This is a genomic window from Leptospira interrogans, from assembly GCF_900156205.1.
In the GTDB taxonomy this organism is placed as follows: domain Bacteria; phylum Spirochaetota; class Leptospiria; order Leptospirales; family Leptospiraceae; genus Leptospira; species Leptospira interrogans.
The window spans coordinates 23,078-38,734 of record NZ_FTNA01000038.1 but is presented as its reverse complement, the minus strand read 5'-3'; the positions used below and the strand labels follow the sequence as shown (position 1 = coordinate 38,734).

Genomic DNA, 15,657 nt, shown 5'->3' with positions numbered 1-15,657 from the left:
ACTTTAATTCTCTTGATATGAGATTTTGTCTCCTGTTGATCTTCCAAGTCATTTCGTAAGTCCAGTGAAAGCGAGGAACTCCCCGGTTCAAAGTTTTCACAAAAAAATCCCCTTGTTCATCCAGCCAGAGCATATAATTAAAAAGATAACACCGAGAAACCCCATGAGCAGCAGCTAACACACCTAAGGTCGCCCAAACACCGGTATGAACCCGAATACTGAATTTTTTCATTTTACCAACACCCAGATTGTATTTAATTTTACCCGCCTTATTATGAAGTCGCGTCATAGACGCAATTTGTTTCGAATATTTTCTCAGTAAAAAAGGAAGCCTATTCCGAAGAACCTTCCTTTCTTGAAAATCCAACCGATTCCAATAAACTTCCGGAACCAAAAGAGAATCGGTTCCAACAACACCTTCTATCAAAACAGATTCAATTTTTTGACCTTCATCGAATAAAAGAATATCCATACTAGGAAACGGTTCTTCTACTTATCTAAACAGAACGGTTTATAAAAAAAATTAGAAAGAAAACATAATAGAGTTTTTGAAAAATGAGTTCTATATCAGTTTTCGTTGTATAAAAACGGTCGATTGAAGCAATTTGTTAATCCGCACTTTCAACAACTCTAATATTTAAATCCAAAACTTCCTTTAAAATTCTAGAATTGACTCTGCCAGTAAATTCGTCTTCATACTGTTCCAGTTTTTTTGCGAACTCTTGCGAAAAACCCGCCTGGATTCTAGTCTCCGGAAAATAATGATACCCTTTTGCTCTTCTAGGAGTAAAGGGAAACTCTATCAAAGAAAGATAATAATCCCATTCATTTTGCGAATTTGGAATTCTCTTTTTGATATAATGATAACCTCTTCTTACATGTTTAATCTCGTCTTCATAAACCTTCTGCATAATTTCCGCTTTTTGAAAATCACCAAAATGTTTAAATGCCATCGTATAAATTTTGGAAAAATCAAGATTAGCTCCTTCAAAAGAAACTGCCATAACTGCGTAAAATTTTTCGAGGGTTTGCATTTTAGGAACCTGTTTCCAAAAAATAAAATTAAGAGGCCTATCTCCTAATTCCATTCCCCCTTTTTTCATTTCGGAAAGATACATTTTCAAATGAGTTTGCTCTTCTAAAAGAGTTCTATATAAACCGAATCGAATAGAAGAAGGTGCATCTTGAAATTTAAGAATAGCCCAAGCAAAAAGTTCGATCGCCATTAACTCATGATTTGCAAAATGATGTAGAGTAATAATACGATTCTCTTCGTTAAACAATTGTTCTAGTCTAGGAATTTTACTTTTTTGTTCTGAAATTTGGATCTTTTTTTCTCGAGCGGGCAAAGAAGGTACATTCAAAAAATCGAATGAACGAATATCAACCGGATGCACTGGCGGTGAAAATAATTTATCCTCCAGTCCGGAACCAAAAAGCACATTTTTGGCAAACTCATTGAGAGTCATTTTAAACGAGATGTTTAGAAGGATCGAAACCTAGTTCTATGATGGAACCCTGTATATTGTTTTCTTCCGGGTTCGAGGAAATATTACCGCATCCACAATGATATGTAATTTTAAAAGTATCCATCAAAGAACGAATGATCTGTAATCCTCTACCTACATTCCTATGTTGAACCTTTGAACCTTTCCAAGGAAGAATCTCACATTTTTTTTCTTGGTGTCGTTTAACGCAGGTTATATAATCGTCAAGACTGGTAACTCTAATATCAGCGGGCAAAAAATCTAACTTTTTAGATTTAAGTCCGGAACCATAATCCACAATCCACATTTTAAACTTACGATCTTTAATCACCCAACGACAGATAATCGTTTCTTCGGAACCCATTTTTACGTTAGCCGAAATTGAATTTGTAAGCGCCTCGTCCGCCGCAAGCTCTATATTAGTAATATCTTTTGCAAGAAATGAATTTTCGATCAGAGAATTTTTAAGAGCACATCTAAGTTCTTTAATACTAGTCAAATCGACCGGAAGAAACATAACGTAAGAACCTTCATTATGTTTGACTAGCATTGATTCCCTAGAATCTCTCATTTTTGTTCCCGCAAGCGTCTCCCAGACAACAAACTACAACCAAACGATTTGAACGAAAATACATCTGATTTTTCAATTCGACAACGAAATTCCGGTTTCTTTTGAAGTTTTTTCAATTCTTTGGAGTAGCTTTTCTTTCCCCAAAAGTGGAAATAAAATCGGTAACTCCAATCCGGCCGACTTTCCGGTAGTAGCTGCCCGAATCGGCATATAAAGAGTTTTTCCTTTTTGTCCGGTCACCTCTCCGACTTTAGACATTAGATTCTTATAATCTTCATCGGTTTTTGGATCGGAATTCTTCAATATTTCATAAAATTCATTTACAACTTTGGGACCTTCGCCGTCCTTTAAAAACCCGATGGTTTCTTCAGACTGGATCTTTAAGTCAGTAACAAAAAATTCTGCAACATAATCCGGAGCCTGTGTTAGATTATCCAAATACACTCTTACAGATTCTACGATAGAAGTAAGGATTGGGTTGTTTACATTTTTAACTTCGGCAGGAATATCTTTTCTATCCATCAGGAAGGGAAGAAGATTCTCTAATACTTTGGATATATTCAAATCCCGAATCGTTCGATTGGACAACCAATTGAGTTTGGATTTAGGATTCATCGCCTCCGCAATCTGAGTCAAATCCGAAAAGTTCGTAACAACTTCTTCATCACTACCTTTCGGCTTTTTAAATACGTCAAACGTAGAAGGAGATTTAGAACAACGATGAACGTCAAAAATTTTTTCGAGTTCATCTCCGGGAAGAAACTCTCTTCCGTCTGTAGAAGTCCATCCCAGAAGAGCCATATAATTTCGAAACGTTTCTGGTAAATAACCTAAATCCCTAAACGCTAAAATCGAAGTAGCTCCCGCTCTTTTAGAAAGTTTTTTTCCATCCATTCCAACGATTTCAGAAGCATGTGCAAATTCTGGAATATTATAACCCAGTGCTTCGTATAATAAAATTTGTCTCGGAGTATTGGAAAGATGGCCCACCCCTCGGATCACATGTGTGATTTTCATAAGGGCGTCGTCTACTACGACCGCGTAATTGTAAGAAGGAAATCCATCCGACTTAACGATAATAAAATCGCCGATCAACTTTGTTTCGAATTTTACTTTTCCTTGAATAATGTCATTGATGATCAAAGTTTTAGAAGGAGTTTTAAATCGAACCGAATATGGAATCCCTTGTTTGAGTTTTTCTTGCACTTCCTCATCAGACATATTCGCATGAAGTCCATCATAGACATAAGGAACTCCCATCGCTTCCGATTGTTTTTTTTTGGCTTCTAATTCTTCTTGAGTGCAAAAACAACGATAAGCCTTTTTTTCCTTCAGAAGTTTTTCAGTATATTCTTTATAAATATTCAAACGTTGGCTTTGAATATAGGGACCATATTCTCCTCCAACCTCAGGACCTTCGTCCCAATTTACTCCCAACCATTTCAAAGATTCTAATATGATTTTAAAAGAATCTTCCGTGGATCTGTTTTGATCCGTATCTTCGATTCTTAAAATGAATTTTCCGCCTTGAGACTTTGCGTATAAATAATTAAAAAGAGCGGTTCGCGCTCCACCTACGTGTAAAAATCCGCTAGGAGACGGCGCAAATCGGGTACGAACTTCTTTACTTTGATTCATGGGAATTGATTCTTCTCGTTGGAAATTCTTATGATAGGATAATTTTTGAAATTGGCTGTTATGGTAAATGGTTTATTTGTAATTAGATCGTAAAATGAAACGGATTTTTTGATTTCATTCTTAGTCAAAACAGATAAATCAATCTCGGAAGGAAAATCCAAACAATAGTATTCCGTATAAATTTCCGTTTTTCGAATAGGAAGAACTGGAATTGCTCCGTTCAATCCAATTCCAGGAGAATACTCAAGAGAATCGTAGTCATAGTCTCCGGAAGAAGTTACCGTCCCATCTGCAGAAACAAATTCAGTCCGCATCACCTTGACTAAAATTCCTCTTAAACTATGTTTCCACTGCAGAGTTCCAATTCCAGGAATCGCTCTAACTTCTTCGGTTTCCCTAAGTCCTACTTTTTCATCCATGACGAACTCTTTTTTTACGTCTTCAAAAACTTCCTCTTTTGATTGAAACGTTTCCGATTTTATAGAAAAAGTTTTCAATCGTTTAGTCACAAATTTAGGAGAAAACCGAATCCTTTGATGATCTTTTGGATTCCGAATCATAGGACCTTTCCATTCAAAAACTTCTAGCAAAGCGTTTTCCCGTTCATTTCTTTCGGAAAATTCTAGGTATTTTAGATTTCCTTGAATCATTTCATTTTCGCTACCGGATTCAGATTTTAAAATGATATACCGAGCTTGAAAACTAGAAGATTTGTAATACGGAGATACGAATGGAGATGAGGTGAAAAAAATTCGAGACGTATAACGATCAGAAATAGATTCCGTCCATAAGATCTCTTGCATACTTCCACACTGCAACACAATGAAAGAGAAGTATCCGATAAGTACTTGAATTTTTAAAAACTTAAAGGAACTCGAAAGCGGTTGCAAAAATTTGAAAATAGTTTTCATTGAATTGTAGATCTTGATTTTTCAAAAAACAGGCAAGGAAAATCCCAAAAATGAAACTTTCTTTACAAAAATCAGGGGTCAGATAAGCAAAGTGACCGAAAGCGAATTGTTCAAATATTCGTTTCAAAAATACTGTAATTAAATCCGGTCGATTTTTTATTGTTGACAGGATAGTCTTGTAGAATTTCGTTGGCCAAAACCGTATGAAGAATTCCAATCCACCAAAATCAAAAGAATCGTTTCCAAAACGTCCTTTTGAAGATCAAGTTAATGACGATCAAAGAAAATATTCTCGTTATGTATGCGATTCTCGGGCGATTCCGCACGAAATCGACGGTCTGAAACCAGTTCAGAGAAGAATTCTCTGGGCAATGTGGAACTCAGACGCAAGAAACCGTTATACAAAAACCGTAAAAGTTGCAGGGCTCGCAATGGGATACCATCCTCACGGTGATAAATCCATTCAAGACGCACTTTCTCAGATGGCACAAGACTTCACTTTTGCAAATAACATTCCTCTCGTTTCAGGCGAAGGAACTTTCGGAGACGTCTTAGATCCAAGTGCAATCGCGTCCCCTCGTTATACAGAAGTAAAACTTTCGGACTTTGTAAAAGATTTAGGATTCTTCGAAAGTTTACCAGATATTGATTACGTTAAAAACTACGACGAAACAGAAGATGAACCAATTCATTTTGTTGGAAAAGTCCCAATCGTTCTTCTCAATAATATTCAAGGAATTGCAACTGGTTTTCGTTGTTTTATTCCGGGTCACAGGCTTGCAGATATTGTTAAGTCTCAAATCAATTATCTCAAAAGCAAAAAACCTCTTTCTTTAAAACCTTGGTACAAAGATTTCAACGGCGAAGTAAAAATGGCAGAAACCGAAACGGGTAATATCACCATGTCCACTACTTTCGCGTTCAAATGGGAAGGAGATACGCTTTATCTTACCGATTCTCCTATGAACTGGAACCGAGAAAAAGTTATCTCCTTACTTGATGATATTTTAGAGAGAAAAGATTCCTGGTTAAAGGACTACGTGGATTATTCCAGCCAGACTTTCCGAGTTGAACTTCAATATAAAAAAGGCGAAAAACCGAGCCAAAAAGAAATCATGGCTCTTTTCAATAAAGAGGACGTTCAAACTCTTGCGATGAACGTAATCACTTACGACGGTAAGTTAAAAAATTTCAAACCGGAAGAAATCATCAAACGTTTCTGTGACTTCCGTAAAACACATCTTATACGAAGATTCAAACGTCTTTCCGGTTTAGAAGAAGAAAAAATTGAAAGAAACTCGGAACTGATTCGTTTTATTAAAGAGAAATGGAACGAAAAAGTAATTGGGATTAAATCCAAAAAAGATTTTGAAGAAAAACTCAAAACTTCTAAATTCAAATACTTTGAATGGTTATCTACTATTCCAGTGTATAGAATGACTATCGAAGAAGTCAAAAAATGCGAAGAAGCAATCGTAGAAGCGAAAACTACTCTGGCTCGTTATCAAGGATTGGTCAAAGAAGATAAAAAATTGACCGAGTTTATGATCATAGAGCTGGAAGAACTTCAAAACAAATGGGATAAAGTATGAGCACTGACAAAACCAAAGTAAAAGAAAAATCATCCCAAGAAAGAAATTTTAAAAAGTTATCTAACGTAGAACACGTTCGAATGAGAACCGGTATGTGGTTAGGACAAAATTCCGCTTCCACGTTCGAACAACATTTTTTCCGCAAGAACAACGAAGGAAAATACGAAATCGTTCACGAAGAATTAGAAGACGTTCCCGCCAAATTGAAATGTTTGGACGAGGCTTGTATGAACGCGGTGGATGAATACCGTAAAAATCAAAAAGACAAATCAATTCCAGAAAAAGATAAGATGTCCAAATTGATCGTTCAACTTTCCTCAGATCGCAAATGTGTAACAATTGCGGACAACGGCCGAGGAATCCCAGCCACAAACGCTGAAGGTGTTTATCTTCATTTAATGTATGGTGAAAATTTTGACGATCACGTGAAACAAGATCACGTCGCAGGTCAAAATGGTGTTGGTATCTCTCTCGTAAGAATGGTCTCCAACTACTTCAAAGTAAAAACTGTGAATAACGGAAGTTCTTTTAAAAAATTATTCACCGTTCATGATGACGTTAAAAAACAAATCCGTTCCTACAAACTTTCTAAAGAAGATACAGAGCGTGTGTTTCTCTATTTTGATGAACACGGAAAATTTACGGATTGTAATCTTCTTACCAAAGACCAAATCGACAAACTCAGTCCTTTATTAAAAAAAACGAATATGCAAGAGTTGATCGAAAAGGCTTCTAAAGAAGATCATGGGACTTCTGTAGAATTTGAACTCAATCCTAAATATTTTAACAACCTGGATATTTCGTTTAACGTAGATTTAATGAAACAATATCTACAAGACATTGCAATGACCAATCCGGGTTTAGAAGTTCAATTTGTCTTTAAAGGTAAAAAGGAAAAATATAAGTTCAAAAAAGGACTCGATGAGATTTTTTCTCATTCTGATCTTGTTTATTACAAAATGGACTATGTCGCTCCGGGTTCCGCCTCTCAACTTCATCTTGAAACTTATCTTGTAATTGGTCAGAATAAAAACCTAACTTGGGTAAATTCTATCTTTGCACCTCAAGGCGGTTCTGCGATAGAATATCTGGAAAACAGAATCTGTGACGAGGTTCGTAAAAAAAGTCAAATTGTAGCTCTTGAGAAAAAACTCAAAACGAGTTCTACTCGTAACGACGTAAGAAATTGTTTTCACATGTATGTGAACGCTAGACTTTTAAACCCACGTTTTAAATCTCAGGATAAATCCTATCTGATCAACGATCTAAACGAAGACATCCGTAACGCCGTAGATAAACATCTGGATAAGTTTATCAAAAAAACTGGGCTTTTAGAAGAGATCAAACTTCAGATGGAAAAACGCACTCAACTCAAAGCTTTTGAAGACGCCCAAAAAGGTTTGAAAAAAGCGAGCAGGATGAACATTCCAAAACTCATGCCTCCTACTGGAAAACAAGGTGATCCTGGAAGAGTGTTGTTTGTTGCAGAAGGAGATTCTGCAATTGCGGGTCTTCGTCCGGCAAGAAACCCTAAATTGCACGGTTTATTTCCTTTACGAGGGAAACCACTCAACTGCAAAGGCTTGAGCATAGCAAAAGCAATCGCAAACGAAGAATTAAAAAACATAGTCGCAATCGTCGGTCTTCCTTTAGATCAAAAAGTAAAATCTTTAGATGAACTGAATTACGAAAAGGTAAGTATCATCACAGATGCAGATTTTGATGGTTATGCGATTCGTTCTTTGATGCTTTCTTTTTTTTATGAGTACTGGCCAGAGCTTTTCGAACTTGGTTTTATTCATATTTCCAGCGCTCCTCTTTACGAAGTGGACGTTAAGTTCGGAGATAAGAAAAAAGAAACCATCTTCTGTATCGATGACAAGGACTACGAAGATCTAATCAAACGAGTGGAAAAAGGCGGCGGAGAAATCACTCGTAAAAAAAGAAACAAGGGTCTTGGTGAAACCGGTAAAGAAGCGATGAAGTTTGCGGTCGAAGAATGTATGACCAAGATAACAATCGGAAACAAAAAAGAAGCCTCTAAAATCCAAAGCCTTTGGTTTCATAAGGATTATGCAGAACAAAGAAGGGACGCAATTTCAGAATACGCAATGAGCGTAATCGAGGATTGACCTCGCATTGCGTAATGGTTTCATCATTTTCGTTGCCGCTCTTTCATCGTTTTTGTTGTCGTGATTTTAAAATGTATCGGCTGCTCGGATTCGAATGAACAGCCGATACCAATTCGAACACTTCCAGTTCCGAAAAATCTTCTCGATACTCGATGTAACTTACCAGAGATACATATAAGAAGTTTTAACAAAGCTCCGAATCAACACGAAAAACTAAATAACGAGCATGGAAAAAGAATTACAAAAGCAACCATAGATTGTAAAAACTTTCCAATCAAAATCACGGCACAATATCCTTCTTATGAAGAGCAATTTTTGATGGTTAACTATGGGAAAAAAACGATTAAGTTAGTTCAAGACCCAGGAGATGCCTGGGGCGGAGGATATTTAAATTTTTTAGGCGTCGATGATCGGTTTGTGTATTATAGCATTACTGGAGTTAGTCTTTCGGGTGGCGTAGTTCTAACTTACTATTGTTTCAACTGGAGAAACGGAGAAGAGTATTTTTTTGATTCCGATACCTGCAATAGCTCCCCATAAAATGGATCAGAATTTTCAAAAATCAAAATGTACCTCACTGGCGCAAGTCGATTCGAAATTCTAATCTCAATTTATAAGGATCTTGTAAACAGTAGAATTCATCCGATTATTAGAGCAACATGGTTTCATCATACCTTTACAATCATTTATCCATTTTAGACGGTATTTTGAATTTAATGGAAGCAATTACTGATCTCTAATAAAAATGGTTACCGTGAATTTATATTACAAAACGCTATTTGAACGCAAAATATCGGGTAACTCTATTATATAGTTCTGAATAATGAAGTTTCATGTATTTCTAATATTCTATTTTATTTTTTTTGGCAGTAGTGATTTAATTTCCGATAATCTGTCCTTACTGGAAGAATATAAATTGCTGCACTCCGATTTATCGAATATAAAAACGTATGGATACAAATCTTATTTCAATGATAGATTAAACAAAGCAGAAGCTAAAATAAATAATATTCAAGGAATTTTAAAGACAACAAAAAGCCGTTTTAATTGTGCAATATTAGGTTTTGGTTTTTTCAAAATCCGGTTATCAAACGGTTTAATAGGATATACTCGGCAATGTGAACTCAGGCTTAACAAAGAATTTGAACTAGTGAACAAGCAATATTCCTTTTATAATAAAATCTTTATGCCACGAGAGTTTGATTCGGACACATTTAAAATACATTTAGACAAAAGCATTTCTATAGAAACTTATAAAAAAGAAAAGCTGATCGTAGGGAAGTTATTAACTTATAAGGTCGATCCTGAATTATTAGAATATTATGAGGAAGGCATCTACTTTGCTAAAGACAATAAAACAATTGAAAACAAAATTATGGATGATGACAGGGTATATATAAATGTAGTTGAATTAGCCAATTATAATTATTTGTCTGTTCTTTTACGAATGTATTCTATTTTAATGATATTAAGTGAAAAGCAAGTTCCAAATATTAAATTCAAAAGGGAATTAATAAGAATACAAATTGTGAAAATTGCCAACGAAAATAATCGTCTTAAATATGAAGTAATGAGTGACTATAATGAGAATCAGACGGAAGATATTAGCGATTATGTGGATCAGGAATTAATTTTCTTAGAAAGTATTTTGCCATTTATAAAACACGATTATTGAAATACATCAAAATAACACCTTGTTATTCGAAATCGCTAATGTAATTCTCGTTTCAGAGCCTAAAGTTAGAAAACCTTATTGCGACAAACAAATTTTTCCAGATACAACCAACAAAATATTCTTTTTACACTTGATTGATTGAACGGATCAGAGTTTATTCTTTTTGCATTCAAAATGCGGAGTCAAAGTTCCATTTTTTGCAGATTCAGTCGATTCCAATAATTTTGATTTTTCAACTTTACATTCAAAGGTAATCTCATACTCGGGTGAAATTGAAAACATTACAGAGTCGTCATCAATCTTTAACTCTATACCACAATGACCATCTTCACTCTCGATGTGGTTCCTTATGCAAACGCTTGTATCCTCAGTTGTTCCCCCTTTCCATTCCAGTTCGTAATCGGACCATAAAGTTTCATTATCCACTTCTTTGATATCTATTCTCTGATCGAATCTAATAGAAAAATTTTGTAATATTGCTTCTAAGGGCTTCCCGTAATACTCCGCATTATAATCGCCATCCGTAAAATTCTTTCTCTGAGCCCAACCGGAAATATCATTGGATGTTACTCGGATGTATCCTTCTCGAATTTTACTGGGTTCCAGCTCGCTTACAACCATGACTGTGGAATTGTAGTTCAAAGTTCCGACGGTCTTGGAATTTAGTTTTGGCTCTTCGATCAGAACAATACTTGGTTTTAAATTGGTTCGTATTTTTTTTCCATAACTCAGTTGTTTTGGATTGATATAGATTTCTTTCTCTTCCAACAAACATTTAACAAGGTCTTCATTCCAAAAACCCTTTAAAGTCTGAGGTTTCCCTGTAGAATCTGTAATTAAAATTAATTTTGTCCCCCCTCGTATAGCACGCTCATAAGGAACCAACGTCTGTTTTTCGTCCAAAACATAACTATTGGATTTATAACGTTCCTCTTGGAAAAAAGTAATGGGACAGGAATTTGATTTTCTACAATCCCCTTTTTGAAAAAAGGAACACCCAACCAAAATTGAAATAATAAGAGAGAAAAAGAGGATTGTGAAAATTTTCATTTTTACAAAATAATTTGAGTAGCACTCACCGTCAATTTTATAAGAGACAGACACAGAACGGCGATCCATAGAGAACCGTTTTGCTGAGTTACTACAAGCTTGGTCTTTCTGATAAAGTACAATAAAACTTAATAGCCTTCACTCTCTAAGGATCGCTCGGAATAACTCAACACCTCATTTCCGATGGGTTTTGGGACACGCTGTAAAATTTAAATTAGTAAAACAATTTTTTAAAAAAGGAAAATTTACGATTAGCCAAGCTTCCTAATCTTGTTCCTTAGATTTAAAAGATTTTATGAATAGACTTTCAAGAGATGGAATTCCTATAATCGACGATGATCCCGAAGAATTAGAATCAGAAATGAATCTTTTAAAATAGCACAGTTGATTATCATCGCAGATTCATCCGCAATCGCTCAATTAAATCTTCTATCCCAATTATTTGAAGGAATCGTGGTTCCAGCTTCCGTTATGAAGAAATCAAAAAAACAGATAAAAAATTTAATACTTTTTTACAAGTTTGAAGCAAAACCTATATCAAAAATTGTTCCAACAAAGAAGCTTTTAACGCGTACAAATTCTCCCTAGAAGTCGGAAGCTATTATTTTATCTAAAGAACTAAAAAACTTCCGTCTTATTACTAGATGATTAAAAAGCACACAAGATTACTAAATTAGAAAATATAAGAATCATTGGAATCTTACTTTTAGGAAAAGGTTTAATTTCGGAAATCAAAAGTTTTATCGATACTTTAGAAAAAAATGAAATCCATGCCTCTACATCATTAATAGAAAAAGCACTCAAAATCAGTAATGAAATCTAAAACGATTCTATTTTTAATCGACAAACAAATTTTTCCAGATACAACCAACAAAATATTCTTTTCTCAAACCTGATTGACCGCACGAATCGCAGAGGCAAGAGCGCCTTCGACGGTTCCGTTTAATTCTGCTGTGTGTTCCCCTGCAAAAAAAATACGATCCATAGGTTTTAAAAGCGAGATGATCGATCCGTAACTTCCTGGAGGAAACGTTGCAATTCCAGTCGGAATAAATTTAGATTGAGAAGTTTCGCTGCTTTGAATCCTAAGAACTTGCAACTCTCTACCTTGTCCCAAAGATTCTAATGCAAGACGAATATATTCTACTTTCATCGCGTCGGTAGAAGAAGCCAATACATCGTATCTATCCCCAGTTGAGATCATTCCTAAAATCTTATCTTCTGAATTAATTTTGGTTCCAGCATCGTAGATAAAACCGGCAACGGAATCTGAATACGCTGAAAAACTTCCTCTTGTCCAAGGAGCCTCTCGAAGCATTAAAAAAGTTTTATATATTCTGGAATATCTAATCCGTAAAGCGGACAATTTTTTTTCCTTATCTAACTCTGGATCCCATTGAATTGTTGTTAGTTGATTTGCAGGCAATGTAGAAATGCAGGCATTTCCTTCTATTTTTTTTCCGGAAACGGTAGTTACGATTACCTTGCCTTCTCCTTGAGAAACGGAAACTACTGGATCCGAAAAAATGATTTCCGTATTTTCCAAAGAAGACACAAGTGCCCTTGTCAAGGTCTCCATTCCACCTTCTACACGAGTGTTGTATTTCGGAAAATTGACTAAATCCGATAAAACCTTTTGCGCCGACAACGAACGGAGAGAATCTCCATAATATAAAGAATATTTAAAATTTAGAATATTTAAATCCTCTAAACTCATTCCTTGATAATTTAAAAAGTTATAAAAACTAATCCGGTCTAATTCCTGTTGCTGGGTGGAATTAATTTTAGAATTCATTTGAACGAGTTTGTTTAAAATTTCTTGAGACTTAGGCGATATATCCCAAGTTCCGAACTTGCGATATGACCCAAAGAATAAATCTGACTGAACTTCAAAGTCGGTCGTTTTTAACCCAAGTTCTCGAATTAAACTTTTTGCGGTCCTATGTTCCGCCTGAATCCATTCGGCACCCAAATCCAAAAAATTTCCGCTTACATCTGTAACGGTTCTGATCCTTCCCCCAAGTCGATCGGTTGCTTCGATAAGTTGAACTTTGATTCCGGTTTTACTCAAAAGATAAGAAGCATATAAACCAGAAATTCCGCCTCCCATTACGATTACGGTTTTGCGAGACGATGTTCCTTGAGCACTTAATTTTATTCCTGGAAGGCCAGAGATTCCAGCCGCAGTTAAAATTCCGAGTTTGATAAACTCCGATCTGCTTAGTTTCATTGTTTTGTCCGATTTAAATGTCGATTTCTTATTTATCTTCGGTCAAAAATTAGTTTTTTTGGGAAAGATTTTAAGAACCTGTTCTAAAACTTCAAAATGTAGGACACTACTACAACTCAAAATCGAAACCTAGTTAAACTTGTGGAGCTACCATATTTTTATAATCATTTATTTAAAACTAACAGTCTGACTTTTAACAAAACTCACTTTTAAAAGTTTGGAACAAATTTTAAGTTTTTCAATTCCATAAGGTACACAAGTTTTGTTTCAAGATTGTTCAAAATATGGAAACTCAAGTAACAAACCAAAACCTTTAGGAAATTGTGGGAACTCTCAATTTAATTTTTATTCAATAGAGTTTAGCTGACTTCCTTTAAAGTGATTTAAATTCTTTTCATCAATTTCTCAGAAAAACCCTTGCATAGAAAAGACTTCCATTTTCCTTTGGTCCTTAAGCTTTCAGGGAGGAAGTTGGGTGTAATTCCCACGCTGACCCGCAACTGTGAATTCGATTCTAATTGAATCGATAAGCCAGATCTTCCCCGCGAACACGTCCTCGAGGTAGGGACCGTTCGATACTCGCTTCTGCATTTTCCTGCATCCGCGATGGGGCCCCGAAAGGCGAAATCGGAGAGGGGTCCGAGCGGAAATATTCACCATAAAAAAATTCGTTTTCGCTTAGAACTGTTTCTAAAATCGGTTTCTAATATTCCGAATTTAGAATCTATTTTCTCTTCTACAAAAAAAATTATAGGTGATTACATGAAACGTAAACCATATTGGAAAATATTAATTTCAACTTTCCTTATATTAGGAATGATGAATTGTTCTCAATCGAAAGACGACGGTAACGAAGACGTATTACTTCTTCTTGGAATTGCAGCTCAAAATTATTGGGAAATAGAAGGAACTTGGAACTACTTCAACGGAACTAAAAATTATGCTGGAGATCTTTTCAACGAAAATGGAACTACCTTAGTAGGTCAGTATATCATTAATAAAACTCAAATAACCAGAGAAATTAAGGATACTGGTTTTGGAGGAAGTAAATTAATCGGTAACGTGATGGAAATTGATCGTTCTAAAAGAGTAGTCTATGTTCAATTTACTCAAGATTCCTCTTTTTCAAAAGGGAAATTCGCTTGGTATCGTTGGACTTCGAAAGATGGTTATTATTATATCTGTCCCGATCTTTCTGGTGTAAATAATCAAAATACATTAGATCAAGCTAAAGCAGATAATTTAGATAACTTCTCCGACACTACCAATATGAATGCTGGATGCGGTTTGAACAGCGGATTTGCCCCCGGTCCTTGGAGCCGTTTAGAAATTCAAACTAACTAAAAACCTCTAGATAAGTATGCGAACGATTAAAATCGTTCGCATTCAATAAATATAAATTTTAAATCTATGAAAAAAAATACCTTTATTTACATTCTTCTAATTCTATTTTCCTCTTTTTATTCTTGTAAAGAAAATACCTCCGACGATTCAGAAAAACTCGTCGCTTTACTTTTACTAACACAAACCCAACAACAAACTCCTGAAGTAAGTCCTTGCAAAGATAGATTTGCGATCGACCAAGTTGGAATTTATAATGCAAAAGAAATCATAAGTGCGTCGGCACATACTGGTACAGGTTTTCAAGATTCTCACTGCGCGGTTGATGGAGTTTTAGGACTTGGAAATTTTAATGGTTCCCTTGACGTTTTTACTTTGGATACAAGCGGCGCGGGAGCTTCATTAATTTTAGGTTGGAATGGTAAAAAAGTCCAGAACACAGCTGGAACAGATTTTATCGTTTTTGAAAACCCATTCCAACAAGGTGGAAATCCAAACTCTGTTTTTTTAGAACCTGTCATCGTAGAAGTAGGTAACGATCAAGCCAACTGGTGTGGTTGGAATCCTGTTTATAACGGTGGTGGTGCGTTTTCTACCGATCCGGCCGATTGGTTACGGTTCGCAGGATTGAGATATGTAGATTATAACCAAATCACAAATCCGATGAATTCCGTTTCTTTATTTAACATGGGAGGTGGAGACGGCTTTGATTTAGGGGACGCAAATTTTGGAAATTCAGGAACAGGTTGTTCTGCAGCTCTCAGAGCAGAGTTTCAAAACAACGGATTTTTATACGTAAAACTGACTTCCGCAAAAGTAATTCTCCCAGCTCTTCCAATTCCAGGAGCCAATGAAAACCCGGACATAGACGGAGTGATCGCCAAACAGGTGAATTAAGAATATTAGAAAAAAAGAATAAATTGAATAACTCATTGAGAAATTAAAAGTTGATTTTAAGAATCGATATTTTTAACAACTGAATCTTTTAGCATTTGTATAGATTTTGACAAGGGCGGATTTTTATAACTTT

General features: G+C 35.5%; 14 protein-coding genes. 7 read left to right on the top strand and 7 right to left on the bottom strand.

Going from position 1 to position 15,657, the window contains the following annotated elements; all coding sequences use genetic code 11:
- The 5 genes from BW942_RS19305 to BW942_RS19285 form a co-directional block, all read right to left on the bottom strand.
- Positions 1 to 472: DUF1564 domain-containing protein (locus BW942_RS19305; RefSeq protein ID WP_082279664.1), on the bottom strand; the 472-nt coding region annotated here is incomplete at its 3' end.
- Positions 473 to 608: 136 nt separating this feature from the next.
- On the bottom strand, positions 609 to 1,469 hold the full coding sequence (locus BW942_RS19300; protein WP_000174163.1) for a ferritin-like domain-containing protein: 861 nt from the start codon (positions 1,467 to 1,469) through the stop codon (positions 609 to 611).
- A 1-nt stretch (position 1,470) separates the two neighbouring features.
- The gene (locus BW942_RS19295) at positions 1,471 to 2,058 is read right to left on the bottom strand and encodes an ATP-binding protein (RefSeq protein WP_001205720.1); all 588 of its coding nucleotides are present in this window, start codon (positions 2,056 to 2,058) and stop codon (positions 1,471 to 1,473) included.
- Positions 2,059 to 2,130: 72 nt separating this feature from the next.
- A complete protein-coding gene (gene gltX / locus BW942_RS19290) occupies positions 2,131 to 3,696 on the bottom strand; it encodes a glutamate--tRNA ligase (protein ID WP_001076468.1) in 1,566 nt (521 codons plus the stop codon).
- Positions 3,693 to 4,607: an LIC_13346 family putative lipoprotein gene (locus tag BW942_RS19285; protein ID WP_000848443.1), complete on the bottom strand. Its 915-nt coding sequence runs from the start codon at positions 4,605 to 4,607 to the stop codon at positions 3,693 to 3,695. The genes gltX and BW942_RS19285 overlap by 4 nt, the downstream gene beginning before the upstream one ends.
- A 203-nt stretch (positions 4,608 to 4,810) precedes the next feature.
- Between BW942_RS19285 and BW942_RS19280 the strand changes: the two genes are divergently transcribed.
- The 4 genes from BW942_RS19280 (at position 4,811) to BW942_RS19265 (ending at position 10,006) form a co-directional block, all read left to right on the top strand.
- Positions 4,811 to 6,199 carry a DNA gyrase subunit A gene (locus tag BW942_RS19280; RefSeq protein ID WP_001972951.1) on the top strand — a complete coding sequence of 463 codons (1,389 nt, stop codon included), beginning with the start codon at positions 4,811 to 4,813 and terminating at the stop codon, positions 6,197 to 6,199.
- Positions 6,196 to 8,331, top strand: coding sequence for a toprim domain-containing protein (locus BW942_RS19275; protein WP_000102225.1), 2,136 nt, complete (start codon positions 6,196 to 6,198; stop codon positions 8,329 to 8,331). The genes BW942_RS19280 and BW942_RS19275 overlap by 4 nt, the downstream gene beginning before the upstream one ends.
- A gap of 60 nt (positions 8,332 to 8,391) precedes the next feature.
- Complete coding sequence (locus BW942_RS19270) at positions 8,392 to 8,871, top strand: hypothetical protein (protein WP_000600947.1); 480 nt, start codon at positions 8,392 to 8,394, stop codon at positions 8,869 to 8,871.
- A 283-nt stretch (positions 8,872 to 9,154) separates the two neighbouring features.
- Complete coding sequence (locus BW942_RS19265; protein WP_000668516.1) at positions 9,155 to 10,006, top strand: flagellar basal-body rod protein FlgG; 852 nt, start codon at positions 9,155 to 9,157, stop codon at positions 10,004 to 10,006.
- 147 nt (positions 10,007 to 10,153) lie between these two features.
- Here BW942_RS19265 and BW942_RS19260 read toward each other — a convergent pair whose 3' ends face one another.
- Complete coding sequence (locus BW942_RS19260; protein WP_000689396.1) at positions 10,154 to 11,056, bottom strand: hypothetical protein; 903 nt, start codon at positions 11,054 to 11,056, stop codon at positions 10,154 to 10,156.
- A 384-nt stretch (positions 11,057 to 11,440) separates the two neighbouring features.
- Between BW942_RS19260 and BW942_RS19255 the strand changes: the two genes are divergently transcribed.
- Positions 11,441 to 11,644, top strand: a complete 204-nt coding sequence (locus BW942_RS19255; protein WP_000583727.1) for a hypothetical protein — start codon at positions 11,441 to 11,443, stop codon at positions 11,642 to 11,644.
- 298 nt (positions 11,645 to 11,942) lie between these two features.
- Here BW942_RS19255 and BW942_RS19250 read toward each other — a convergent pair whose 3' ends face one another.
- Positions 11,943 to 13,286: a flavin monoamine oxidase family protein gene (locus BW942_RS19250; protein ID WP_000778114.1), complete on the bottom strand. Its 1,344-nt coding sequence runs from the start codon at positions 13,284 to 13,286 to the stop codon at positions 11,943 to 11,945.
- Positions 13,287 to 14,048: 762 nt separating this feature from the next.
- Between BW942_RS19250 and BW942_RS19240 the strand changes: the two genes are divergently transcribed.
- Both BW942_RS19240 and BW942_RS19235 read left to right on the top strand, forming a co-directional pair.
- On the top strand, positions 14,049 to 14,630 hold the full coding sequence (locus BW942_RS19240) for an LIC13354 family exoprotein (protein ID WP_000823914.1): 582 nt from the start codon (positions 14,049 to 14,051) through the stop codon (positions 14,628 to 14,630).
- A gap of 66 nt (positions 14,631 to 14,696) precedes the next feature.
- Positions 14,697 to 15,524, top strand: coding sequence for an LIC_13355 family lipoprotein (locus BW942_RS19235; RefSeq protein ID WP_000742409.1), 828 nt, complete (start codon positions 14,697 to 14,699; stop codon positions 15,522 to 15,524).
- The last annotated feature ends 133 nt before the right edge of the window (positions 15,525 to 15,657 follow it).

What these genes read in the sequence shown, in the direction of transcription:
- BW942_RS19300 (WP_000174163.1), bottom strand. Translation starts at nt 1,469, where the DNA reads ATGACTCTCAATGAGTTTGCCAAAAATGTGCTTTTTGGTTCCGGACTG.
- BW942_RS19295 (WP_001205720.1), bottom strand. Translation starts at nt 2,058, where the DNA reads ATGAGAGATTCTAGGGAATCAATGCTAGTCAAACATAATGAAGGTTCT.
- gltX (WP_001076468.1), bottom strand. Translation starts at nt 3,696, where the DNA reads ATGAATCAAAGTAAAGAAGTTCGTACCCGATTTGCGCCGTCTCCTAGC.
- BW942_RS19285 (WP_000848443.1), bottom strand. Translation starts at nt 4,607, where the DNA reads ATGAAAACTATTTTCAAATTTTTGCAACCGCTTTCGAGTTCCTTTAAG.
- BW942_RS19280 (WP_001972951.1), top strand. Translation starts at nt 4,811, where the DNA reads ATGAAGAATTCCAATCCACCAAAATCAAAAGAATCGTTTCCAAAACGT.
- BW942_RS19275 (WP_000102225.1), top strand. Translation starts at nt 6,196, where the DNA reads ATGAGCACTGACAAAACCAAAGTAAAAGAAAAATCATCCCAAGAAAGA.
- BW942_RS19265 (WP_000668516.1), top strand. Translation starts at nt 9,155, where the DNA reads ATGAAGTTTCATGTATTTCTAATATTCTATTTTATTTTTTTTGGCAGT.
- BW942_RS19260 (WP_000689396.1), bottom strand. Translation starts at nt 11,056, where the DNA reads ATGAAAATTTTCACAATCCTCTTTTTCTCTCTTATTATTTCAATTTTG.
- BW942_RS19250 (WP_000778114.1), bottom strand. Translation starts at nt 13,286, where the DNA reads ATGAAACTAAGCAGATCGGAGTTTATCAAACTCGGAATTTTAACTGCG.
- BW942_RS19240 (WP_000823914.1), top strand. Translation starts at nt 14,049, where the DNA reads ATGAAACGTAAACCATATTGGAAAATATTAATTTCAACTTTCCTTATA.
- BW942_RS19235 (WP_000742409.1), top strand. Translation starts at nt 14,697, where the DNA reads ATGAAAAAAAATACCTTTATTTACATTCTTCTAATTCTATTTTCCTCT.